General features: G+C 69.8%; 9 protein-coding genes. All 9 read right to left on the bottom strand.

Going from position 1 to position 10,644, the window contains the following annotated elements; translation table 11 throughout:
* Positions 1 to 104: 104 nt before the first annotated feature.
* Positions 105 to 1,382 carry a thymidine phosphorylase gene (locus AB0N81_RS29760; RefSeq protein ID WP_365363646.1) on the bottom strand — a complete coding sequence of 426 codons (1,278 nt, stop codon included), beginning with the start codon at positions 1,380 to 1,382 and terminating at the stop codon, positions 105 to 107.
* A 129-nt stretch (positions 1,383 to 1,511) separates the two neighbouring features.
* Positions 1,512 to 1,913: a cytidine deaminase gene (locus AB0N81_RS29755; RefSeq protein WP_365363644.1), complete on the bottom strand. Its 402-nt coding sequence runs from the start codon at positions 1,911 to 1,913 to the stop codon at positions 1,512 to 1,514.
* On the bottom strand, positions 1,910 to 3,172 hold the full coding sequence (locus AB0N81_RS29750) for an ABC transporter permease (RefSeq protein WP_365363642.1): 1,263 nt from the start codon (positions 3,170 to 3,172) through the stop codon (positions 1,910 to 1,912). Before AB0N81_RS29750 ends, AB0N81_RS29755 begins: the two co-directional genes overlap by 4 nt.
* The gene (locus AB0N81_RS29745; protein WP_365363640.1) at positions 3,169 to 4,308 is read right to left on the bottom strand and encodes an ABC transporter permease; all 1,140 of its coding nucleotides are present in this window, start codon (positions 4,306 to 4,308) and stop codon (positions 3,169 to 3,171) included. Before AB0N81_RS29745 ends, AB0N81_RS29750 begins: the two co-directional genes overlap by 4 nt.
* Positions 4,305 to 5,996, bottom strand: a complete 1,692-nt coding sequence (locus tag AB0N81_RS29740; RefSeq protein ID WP_365363638.1) for an ABC transporter ATP-binding protein — start codon at positions 5,994 to 5,996, stop codon at positions 4,305 to 4,307. Before AB0N81_RS29740 ends, AB0N81_RS29745 begins: the two co-directional genes overlap by 4 nt.
* Positions 5,997 to 6,063: 67 nt before the next feature.
* On the bottom strand, positions 6,064 to 7,116 hold the full coding sequence (locus tag AB0N81_RS29735) for a BMP family ABC transporter substrate-binding protein (protein ID WP_365363636.1): 1,053 nt from the start codon (positions 7,114 to 7,116) through the stop codon (positions 6,064 to 6,066).
* 230 nt (positions 7,117 to 7,346) lie between these two features.
* Complete coding sequence (locus tag AB0N81_RS29730) at positions 7,347 to 8,396, bottom strand: BMP family ABC transporter substrate-binding protein (RefSeq protein ID WP_365363678.1); 1,050 nt, start codon at positions 8,394 to 8,396, stop codon at positions 7,347 to 7,349.
* A 275-nt stretch (positions 8,397 to 8,671) separates the two neighbouring features.
* A complete protein-coding gene (locus tag AB0N81_RS29725; protein WP_365363676.1) occupies positions 8,672 to 9,964 on the bottom strand; it encodes an amidohydrolase in 1,293 nt (430 codons plus the stop codon).
* 131 nt (positions 9,965 to 10,095) lie between these two features.
* Positions 10,096 to 10,620 carry a hypothetical protein gene (locus tag AB0N81_RS29720; RefSeq protein ID WP_365363634.1) on the bottom strand — a complete coding sequence of 175 codons (525 nt, stop codon included), beginning with the start codon at positions 10,618 to 10,620 and terminating at the stop codon, positions 10,096 to 10,098.
* Positions 10,621 to 10,644: the final 24 nt, after the last annotated feature.

The following is a 10,644-nucleotide window of genomic DNA, read 5'->3' as shown; positions in this document are numbered from 1 at the left end:
CGTCCTGTCGGCCTGGGCGCGCATGCCCGAGGGGCTGACGTTCGAAGAGGCGGCCGGATATCCCTCCGTGGTGGAGACGGCGTTGCGCGCCCATAGAGCCCGTGTCAGCCGATGCGGTCGAGCACGATCGGGTTCGGCGTGCAGGCCGTGCCCGCAGGGGCGATGTCGAAGGAGCCGTCCAGGGACTGGAGCGCGTACGCGAAGCGGTCCGGCGTGTCCGTGTGCAGGGTCATGAGGGGCGCGCCCGCCTCGACGGAGTCGCCCGGCTTGGCGTGGAGTTCGACGCCCGCGCCCGCCTGGACGACGTCCTCCTTGCGGGCGCGGCCCGCACCGAGGCGCCAGGCGGCGACGCCGACGTCGTACGCGTCGAGGCGGGTCAGCACGCCGGACGACGGGGCGCGGACCACCTGCGTCTCCCGGGCCACCGGGAGCGTCGCGTCCGGGTCGCCGCCCTGCGCCGCGATCATGCGGCGCCACACGTCCATCGCGGAGCCGTCGGTGAGGGCCTTCGCGGGGTCGGCGTCCTTCAGGCCCGCCGCGTCCAGCATCTCGCGGGCCAACGCCAGAGTCAGTTCGACCACGTCCGCCGGGCCGCCGCCCGCCAGCACCTCCACCGACTCGCGGACCTCAAGCGCGTTGCCCGCCGTGAGGCCGAGCGGCGTCGACATGTCCGTGAGCAGGGCCACCGTACGGACACCGCTGTCCGTGCCCAACTCCACCATCGTGGAGGCCAGTTCGCGCGCGTCGTCCAGGTTCTTCATGAAGGCGCCCGTGCCGACCTTCACGTCCAGGACCAGCGAACCCGTGCCCTCGGCGATCTTCTTCGACATGATGGACGAGGCGATCAGCGGGATCGCCTCGACCGTGCCGGTCACGTCACGCAGGGCGTAGAGCTTCTTGTCGGCGGGGGCCAGGCCGTCGCCCGCCGCGCAGATCACCGAGCCGACGCCGTCGAGGACGTTCAGCATCTCCTCGTTGGAGAGCAGCGCGCGCCAGCCGGGGATGGCCTCCAGCTTGTCGAGGGTGCCGCCGGTGTGGCCGAGGCCGCGGCCCGAAAGCTGCGGGACGGCCGCGCCGCACGCGGCGACGAGCGGGGCGAGGGGCAGCGTGATCTTGTCGCCGACGCCGCCGGTGGAGTGCTTGTCGGCGGTCGGGCGGGACAGGGAGGAGAAGTCCATGCGCTCGCCGGACGCGATCATCGCGGCGGTCCAGCGGGCGATCTCCTTGCGGTTCATGCCGTTGAGCAGGATCGCCATCGCGAGGGCGGACATCTGCTCGTCGGCGACCGCGCCGCGGGTGTACGCGTCGATGACCCAGTCGATCTGCTCGTCGCTGAGTTCGCCCCGGTCGCGCTTGGTCCGGATGACAGAGATGACGTCCATGGCGGTCCTTCCAGCAGTACAACGGCGTACGTACGTAGATATGCCGCGACTCTACGCGCATAGAGCCGGGAGATGAAGGCGGCCCCGCACCCGAGATCGTCAAAGGGGCGGGGCCGTCCGTCAGTTGAGTCAGTTGAGGTGCTGCGGCCCGAACGCGTCGGGGAGCAGGTCCGCGAGCGTGCGTACGCCCGAGGCCGTCTCCAGGAGGAGCTCCGGGCCCCCGAACTCGTAGAGCAGCTGGCGGCAGCGGCCGCACGGCATCAGGATCTCGCCCTTGCCGTCCACACAGGTGAAGTGCGTGAGGCGGCCGCCACCGGTCAGCTGGAGCTGTGAGACGAGGCCGCACTCGGCGCACAGGCCGAGGCCGTACGACGCGTTCTCCACGTTGCAGCCGGAGACGGTCCTGCCGTCGTCGACCAGGGCCGCGGCGCCGACCGGGAAGCCCGAGTAGGGCGCGTACGCACGGGACATGGCCTCGCGCGCGGCCTCCCGCAGGGTTTCCCAGTCGGTGTCCGCGGCAACGGTCGTCACTTGCCCTGCCCCTTCCGGTACGGCATTCCGTCCGCCTTCGGCATCCGCAGCCGCTGGGCGGAGAGCGAGAGGACCAGCAGGGTCACCACGTACGGGGTGGCGGTGACGACCTGGTTGGGCACCTCGTCGGTCAAGCCGTACCACAGGAACATCAGCGCGGAGACGGCCGCGGTGATCGCCGCGGGGACGTACCGCTTGCGCCAGGCGAGGTAGATCGCGCCGATGACCAGCAGGATCGCGATGAGCAGGAGCAGCGCGTGGACGTTCGTGCCGCCGCCCCGGAGCTTCAGGCTGTCGGTGTAACCGAACAGGCCCGCGCCGAGCGCGAGGCCGCCCGGCATCCAGTTGCCGAAGATCATCGCGGCGAGGCCGATGTAGCCGCGGCCGCCGGTCTGGCCCTCCAGGTAGATGTTGGAGGCGACCAGGGAGAGGAACGCGCCGCCGAGGCCGGCGAGGCCGCCGGAGATGACGACGGCCAGGTACTTGTACTTGTAGACGTTCACGCCGAGCGACTCGGCGGCGATCGGGTTCTCGCCGCAGGAGCGCAGGCGGAGGCCGAACGAGGTGCGCCAGAGGATCCACCAGCTCAGCGGCACCATGGCGACCGCGATCACGGTCAGCGGGGACAGGTCGGTGAACAGGCCGCCGAACAGGCCCGCGAGGTCGGAGACCAGGAACCAGTGCTTGCCGTTGAGGTCGGCGAGCCAGTCGGAGAGGCCCGGCACGGAGAAGTTCCCGAGCGACTCGACGGGCGGCGACTGCTTCGACGTACCGCCCTCCTCGCCCTCGAAGGCGAAGGTCGCGAGGTAGCGGGTGGCGCCGAGGGCCAGGATGTTGAGGGCCACACCGGAGACGATGTGGTTGACGTTGAAGGTGATCGTGACGATCGCGTGCAGCAGGCCGCCGAGCGCGCCGCCGACGATGCCGAACAGGACGCCCACCCACGGGCCCCACTGGAAGCCGGCCCAGGCACCGAACCAGGTGCCGAGGATCAGCATGCCTTCGAGGCCGATGTTGACGACGCCCGCGCGCTCGGCCCACAGGCCGCCGAGGCCCGCGAGGCCGATCGGCACGGCGAGCTTGAGGGCCGTGGACATCTGGCCGGTGGACGTGATGCCGTCGGCGCCGGTGATCAGGCGGACCACGGAGGTCAGCACGAGGACACCCGCGATGACCAGCAGGAGGACGGGGAGCGAGATGCGGCGGCGGCCCGGCGCGGGCTGCTCGGCCGAGGGCTTGGCGACGGTTGCCGAGCTCATCGGGCAGCCACCTCCTTCACGGAGTCGTTGTTGCCGTTGTTGCCGTTCGCCCGTGCGGCGGCGGCCAGTTCCTCACCGACGCGGCGCTGCTGCCGGCGCAGGCCCCAGCGGCGCACCTCCTCGTAGGAGACGACGACCGCGATCACGATGAGGCCCTGCATGATCACCGCGATCTCCTTGTCGTACGCCTCCGGCTGGGCGTAGTCGAGCGCGGGCGATGCCTTGTCGAGGAAGGCCCAGAGCAGCGCCGCGAAGGCGATGCCGACGGGGTTGTTGCGGCCGAGGAGCGCGATGCCGATGGCGGTGAAGCCGAGGCCCGCGGGGAAGGAGAGGCTGTACGTGTGGGTGTCGCCGAGCAGGATCGGCAGGCCCGCGAGGCCCGACACCGCGCCGGAGATCAGCATCGCGCTGAGCACCATGCGCTTGGCGCTGACACCGCTGGCCGCGGCCGCCGACGGCGAGGCGCCGGTGGCGCGCAGGTCGAAGCCGAACCGGGTGCGGTTGAGGACCAGCCAGTACAGGACGCCGGCGAGGACCGCGATGACGACGAAGCCGTAGATCTCGCCGCCCGCCACCTCGATGCCGGGGAACCAGCCGGACTTCTCCATCACGCCGGTGGTCTGGTTGTTGCCGACCGGGACACCGAAGTTCTCGGTGAGGGTGAGGTAGGCGATGACGCTCGTCGCGATGGCGTTGAGCATGATCGTCGAGACCACCTCGCTGACGCCGCGCGTGGTCTTCAGGACGCCCGCGATGCCGGCCCAGAAGGCGCCGGTGAGCATGGCGACCAGCATGAGCACTGGGATCTGCAGGAAGGACGGCAGCGCGAGGTGCGTGCCGACGACCGCGGTGATCATCGCGGCGAGCCGGTACTGGCCGTCCACACCGATGTTGAACAGATTCATGCGGAAGCCGATGGCCACCGCGAGCGCCGCCAGGTAGTACATGCCGGCCTGGTTGAGGATCAGCACCTGCACGTCGGAGAAGGTGGCCTGCTCCAGCATCAGGCTGTACGGCTCGATCGGGCTCTTGCCCGACGCGAGCAGGACGACCGAGGTCAGCGCCACGGCCGCGATCAGCGCGATGACCGGTCCGGCCACCGCGAGGAGCACGCGCTCCTTGTCGAACTTCTTCATCGGGCCTCGTCCTCCGGGGCGTCTTCTTCCACGTGCTCCAGGTGACCCGAGGCGGCACCGGTCATCGCCGAGCCGAGCTCCTCCGGCGTGATGGTGGCCGGGTCGGCGTCCGCCACGAGCTGTCCGCGGTAGATCACGCGCAGGGTGTCGGAGAGGCCGATCAGCTCGTCCAGGTCTGCGGAGATCAGCAGTACGGCGAGACCCTCGCGGCGCGCCTCGCGGATCTGGTCCCAGATCTGCGCCTGCGCGCCGACGTCCACGCCGCGGGTGGGGTGGGCGGCGATCAGGAAGCGGGGGCTGTGGCTCATCTCGCGGCCGACGATCAGCTTCTGCTGGTTGCCGCCGGAGAGCGAGGCGGCCGTCACGTCGATGCCGGGCGTACGGACGTCGTACTCCTCGACGATGCGGCGGGTGTCGGCCTGGGCGCCCTTGAGGTCCAGCCAGAAGCCGCGCGCGTTGGGCTTCTCGGTGACGTGGCCGAGGATGCGGTTCTCCCACAGCGGGGACTCCAGGAGGAGTCCGTGGCGGTGGCGGTCCTCGGGGATGTACCCGATGCCGTCCTCGCGGCGCTTGCGGGTGGGGACGGCGGTGATGTCCTCGCCCGCCATGCGGATCACGCCGGAGTCGGCGTGCTTGAGGCCGATCAGCGCGTCGATCAGCTCGGTCTGGCCGTTGCCCTCGACGCCCGCGATGCCGAGGACCTCTCCCTCGTGGATCGTGAAGGAGATGTCGTCGAGCAGCGCGCGCCCGGACTCGCCGTCGGCGAGCAGCTTGAGGCCCTCGACCTGGATCATCGGGCGGTCGGTGACCGTCGACTCCGCGGTCTCGGGGGTGGGCAGTTCGCTGCCGACCATGAGCTCGGCGAGCTGGCGCGGGGTCGTCTCGGACGGGATGGCGGTGCCGACCGTCGTGCCGCGCCGGATGACGGTGATGTCGTCGGCGACGGAGAGGACCTCACCCAGCTTGTGCGAGATGAAGATGACGGACAGGCCCTCGGCCTTGAGCTCGCGGAGGTTGGCGAAGAGCGCGTCGACCTCCTGCGGCACGAGCACGGCCGTCGGTTCGTCGAGGATCAGCGTGGTGGCGCCGCGGTAGAGGACCTTGAGGATCTCCACGCGCTGCCGGTCGGCGACGCCGAGGTCCTCGACGTACGCGTCGGGGCGCACCCCGAGTCCGTACCGGTCGGAGAGGTCGAGGATGGTGCGGCGGGCCGCGCCGCCGATGCCGTGCAGCTTCTCGCTGCCGAGAACGATGTTCTCCAGGACGGTCAGCTGGTCGGCGAGCATGAAGTGCTGGTGCACCATGCCGATGCCGCGGGCGATCGCGTCGCCGGGGCTGCCGAAGGCGACCTGCTCGCCGTCGACGGTGATGGTGCCCTCGTCCGGCTTCTGCATGCCGTAGAGGATCTTCATCAGGGTCGACTTGCCCGCGCCGTTCTCGCCGACGAGGGCGTGCACGGTGCCCTTGCGGACGGTCAGGTGGATGTCGTGGTTGGCGACGACTCCGGGGAAGCGCTTGGTGATGCCGACGAGTTCGACGGCGATGGGCGGAGGGTTGGTGGACGCGTCGATGGCGCACTCTCCTCGGGGGCCAGAAGGCCGGAAGGGCCTGAAGGAAAGGGGCCGCCTACGCGCGCAGTGCCCCTGCTGCTGAATATGGCTCGCGCGAACGGGGCGCGGGTGACCCATCGTCCCCCACACCCCGTCACACGAGAATCACGCTGCCGTTACGGCAGTCGTCGGATCAACTTCCGCCCTACGGCGTGGTCTTGACCTTGATCTTGCCGCCCTTGATGCCCTCTTCGGCCTTCTTCAGGGCCTCCTGGACATCCTTCATCTTCATGAACTCGGGGTTCGAGTCGGCGAGCGCGACACCGCCCGACTTGAGGTCGGCGCGGACGACGCCGCCCTTGGCGTTGCCGTCCTCGACGGCCTTCGCCAGGTTGTACACCGAGGCCGCGACGTCCTTGGTCGCCGAGGTCAGGATGTACTTCTTGTACTTGGCGAGGGCGTCCTGCTTGTACTGGTCGGAGTCGACGCCGATCGCCCAGACCTTCTTGGCGGCGGCGGCCTCGATGACGCCCTGACCGGAGAGGCCCGCGGCGTGGTAGACCACGTCGGCGCCCTTCTCGATCTGGCCCTGGGCGGCGGTCTTGCCCTTGTCGGGGCTGGAGAAGCCGCCGTCCTCGGCCTTCTCGGTCAGGTACTGCTTGACGACCTTGACCTTGGGGTTCGTGTCCTTGACGCCCTGCGCGAAGCCCGCCTCGAACTTGTGGATCAGCGGGACGTCCACGCCGCCGACGAAGCCGACGGTCTTGGACTTGGTGGCCTTGGCGGCCACGACGCCCGCGAGGTAGGACGCCTCCTGCTCGCTGAAGACCAGGTCGGAGACGTTGTCGGCCTTGACCGTCTCGTCGTCGACGATGCCGAAGGTGGTCTTCGGGAACTTCTCCGAGACCTCCTTGATGGCGGGCGCGTACGCGTAGCCGACGCCGATGACCGGGTTGTAGCCCTGCTTGGCGAGCTGCGTGAGGCGCTGCGTCTTGTCGGCGTCCGACTCGCCGTCGACGGGCTCGACGGCCTTCTCGCCGGTCTTGAACTCCTTGGCGGCCTTCTTCATGCCGACGGTCGCGGCGTCGTTGAAGGACTGGTCGCCGGCGCCGCCGACGTCGTAGGCGATGGCGACGCCCTTGTTCTTGTCGTCCTTGCTCGCGGCGGCGTCGCTGGACGTGCCACCACAGGCGGAGACGGTTACGGCAAGAGCGGCGGTCGCGGCGCCCGCGACAGCTATTCGAGACACCCGGCGCATAGAGACGAACTCCTTAGTACAAGCAAGCACAAGCACGTTCGAGCGCCTCACCCGGCGCTGATTTCGCCGCAGCGTAACGCGCGTAGACCTGACATAAGAACCCTTCTGTCCGGTCCGTTATCGAGCTGTGGCCACCGGGTGTCGGGGGGCCGAACGGCGAGTGGGCGCCCCCTTGATGGGGGCGCCCAGTCGGCACACGCAGTACTACGTAAAACGTCCCGGACCGCGCGCTACGGAACGATCTTCACCTCGACCTTGCCGCTGATGATGTCCTTCTCGGCCTTCTCCACGGCGGCGACGACGTCCTTCATCGCGGTGTACTTCGGGTTCGAGTCGGAGAAGCCGACGCGGCCGGACTCGAGGTCGTAGCGCTGCTCGCCCTTCATCGGCTTGCCCTCGACGACCGACTTCGTCAGGTCGTACACCGCGCCGCCGACGTCCTTGAACGCCGAGCCGAGGATGTAGTCCTTGTACTTGGCGAGGGCCTTCTGCTTGTACTGGTCCGAGTCGACGCCGATCGCCCACTTCTTCTGCGAGCCGGCTTCCTGGATGACGCCCTGGCCCGAGAGCCCCGCCGCGTGGTAGATCACGTCGGCGCCGGATTCGATCTGCCCGCTCGCCGCGTTCTGCCCCTTGTCCGGGCTGGAGAATCCGCCCTCCTCGGGCTTCTCGGTCAGATACCGCTTCTCGATTTTGATCTTGGGGTCGACGGATTTCACGCCCTGCACGAATCCGGCCTCGAATTTGTGGATGAGCGGGATGTCCACGCCGCCCACGAATCCGACGTGCTTGGCCTTGCTCGCCTTGGCCGCGGCGACACCGGCCAGATAGGAGCCCTGCTCCTCGTGGAAGACGAGGTCGACGACGTTGTCCGCCTTCACGGTGTTGTCGTCGATGATCCCGAAGGTGGTGTCGGGGAACTTCTTGGCCGCCGCCTCCACCGCGGGCGCGTAGACGAACCCGACGCCGACGACCGGGTCGTAGCCCTGCCTGGCGAGCTGTTCGAGGCGCTGGACCTTGTCGGCGCTGGACTCGCCGTCGCCCGGCTCCATGTCCACGCCGCCGATCTTGAACTCCTTGCGGGCCTTCGAATAGCCCGCGTAGGCGGCGTCGTTGAAGGACTGGTCACCCTGCCCGCCGATGTCGTACGCGAGACCGATGCCCTTGCCCTTGTACGAGGAGCCGGCGGGGCCCTTGCTGTTGTCGTCCTGCGAGGCCTCGTTGCTCGTCTCGCCGCAGCCGGTCGCGGCGAGGGCGAGGACCGCGAGTGTCGCGGTGATGTGGGTGGCGCGAGATTTCCGGGAGCGGAATTGCCGGGACCGTGATGTCCGGGACCGCGAATTCCGGAACTGCGGAGAGAGACGACGCACAGGAAGCACCCCTTGATCGCCAACGCGCCGCGTACGACGCTGATTTCGGCGCACATTAACGCGCGTAGAAAGGGAGGGGAACGGGTTTCCGCGGTGCCGTTACCTCTTCGTGCTTTTCGTACCGGGGGCCGGTCGCGTGCGCGTGTACGCGCCCTGCGCAACCGGCCCCCTCGCCCTGCCCGCCTCTACCGCATCGCGTCCAACAGGACGGCGGCGGTGAAGAGTTCGACGCCCGCGGTGATCGCCGACTCGTCCACGTCGAAGTCGCCCTGGTGGAGGTCGCGGACGGTGCGCTCACCGGGGACGCGCACGCCGAGCCGGGCCATGGCGCCGGGCACGTGCTCCAGGTACCAGGAGAAGTCCTCGCCGCCGAGGCTCTGTTCGGTGTCCTCGACGGAGTGCGGGCCGCGCCGCTCGGTCATGGCGTCGCGCAGCAGATCGGCGACCGCGGCGTCGTTGACGACGGGCGGCACGCCGCGGATGTAGTTGATCTCGGACTTGGCGCGGTACATGTCGGCGACCTCCTGGACCGCGCTGTGCACCAGGTCGGGGGCGTCCCGCCAGGCCCTGAGGTCGAGGCAGCGCACGGTCCCGGAGAGCTCGGCGTGCTGCGGGATGACGTTCGGCGCGTGGCCCGCCTCGATGCGGCCCCAGGTCACCGAGAGGCCGGAGCGGGCGTCGACGCGGCGGGCGACCAGGGCGGGGACGTCGGTGGCGACCCTGGCGGCGGCGGTGACGAGGTCCGTGGTGAGGTGCGGCCGCGCGGTGTGCCCGCCGGGGCCGTCGAGCGAGATCTCCAGGCGGTCGCAGGCGGAGGTGATGGGGCCGTGCCGCAGCCCGACGCGGCCCGCGTCGACCCGGGGGTCGCAGTGCACGGCGATGATCTTGCCGACGCCGTCGAGGGCCCCCGACTCGATGGCGTCGGTCGCGCCGCCCGGCAGCACCTCTTCGGCGGCCTGGAAGATCAGCCTCACCGGAAAGGGCAGTTGCCCCTTCTTCGCGAGATCGGCGAGGACGAGCCCGGCGCCGAGGACGACGGTGGTGTGCACGTCGTGTCCGCAGGCGTGGGCACGGTCGGGCACGGTGGAGCGGTACGGCACGCCGAGCTTGGTGTCCGGGATGGGCAGCGCGTCGATGTCGGCACGCAGGGCGAACATGGGCCGTGCGCCAGGCTCCCGGCGCCCGGCAGCGCCCTCGGCCGGGCCGTCCGCCGGCGCCGGGTGCTCACCGATGTCGCAGATGAGCCCCGTGCCGGCGGCGAGCACACGGGGCTCGAGGCCCGCCTCCTCCAGGCGGGCCTTGAGGGCCGCGGTGGTACGGAACTCCTGGTTGCCGAGCTCGGGGTGCATGTGCAGGTCGCGTCGGAAAGCGACGAGTTCGGCACGCAGCGCTTCGGGCAGCGTGCCGGGGAGCGTGTCCGCGGGCGCGGACTCCGTTCCGGACACGCCGTCGGACACCTCTTCGGACGCACGGGACATCAGTTGGTTCACCCTCTGAAGGGTAAGGCGATGCAACGGCCAACTAACCCACGATCAACAAAAGTTCAGCCCGATAGGGGAAGAATTACTGGCCTCGTGGCGCATGGCCGCCGATCGGCATGGGTAAACTTTCAGGCCGCCTCGGAGGATGCGTAAGTCGTCCGGCGCCTGTAGTAGGCAAGGGCGACCGCTGTCAGCAAGGGCGGCCACGCGATCAGCGGTATATAGCAGAACACGAGAAGCGTGGTTTGCGCTGTACCGTCCGTCACAGCCGTTTCGCTCCCCAATCCGGCGATCTGTGCGTAGAAGGCCCAGCCCATGAGGCCGAAGAGCCCGGCCGCACCGAGCAGGGCCGGAACGACGGCGGCCGACGGCCGGACCCGCCGCCCGCCGAGCACGGGTACCCAGCCGGGGACGGTCTCACCCCACTCCCGCACGAGGCCCAGCGTGAGCAGGGCCAGCGCCTCCGAGACGACGCTGAGCATCAGGACGTACACGGCCTCGCCGGTCCCCCGCTGCGGCTCCGCGGCGACGGGGAGCCCTACGACGAGGGCGACCCGCCACAGCCCCGAGGGCAGGGTGACGAGCGGCACGGCGTGCGCGGCGAGGGCGGCCCAGCGGGGGACGCCGGGGAGCGCGGTGACTTTGATCGGCATGCGTCCGATGCTCCCGCCGGGCAC

Origin of the sequence: Streptomyces sp. NPDC093510 (assembly GCF_040683555.1) — a bacterium.
In the GTDB taxonomy this organism is placed as follows: domain Bacteria; phylum Actinomycetota; class Actinomycetes; order Streptomycetales; family Streptomycetaceae; genus Streptomyces.
Note: the sequence above shows the minus strand (reverse complement) of the source record. Positions and strands in the feature narration are given on the sequence as shown.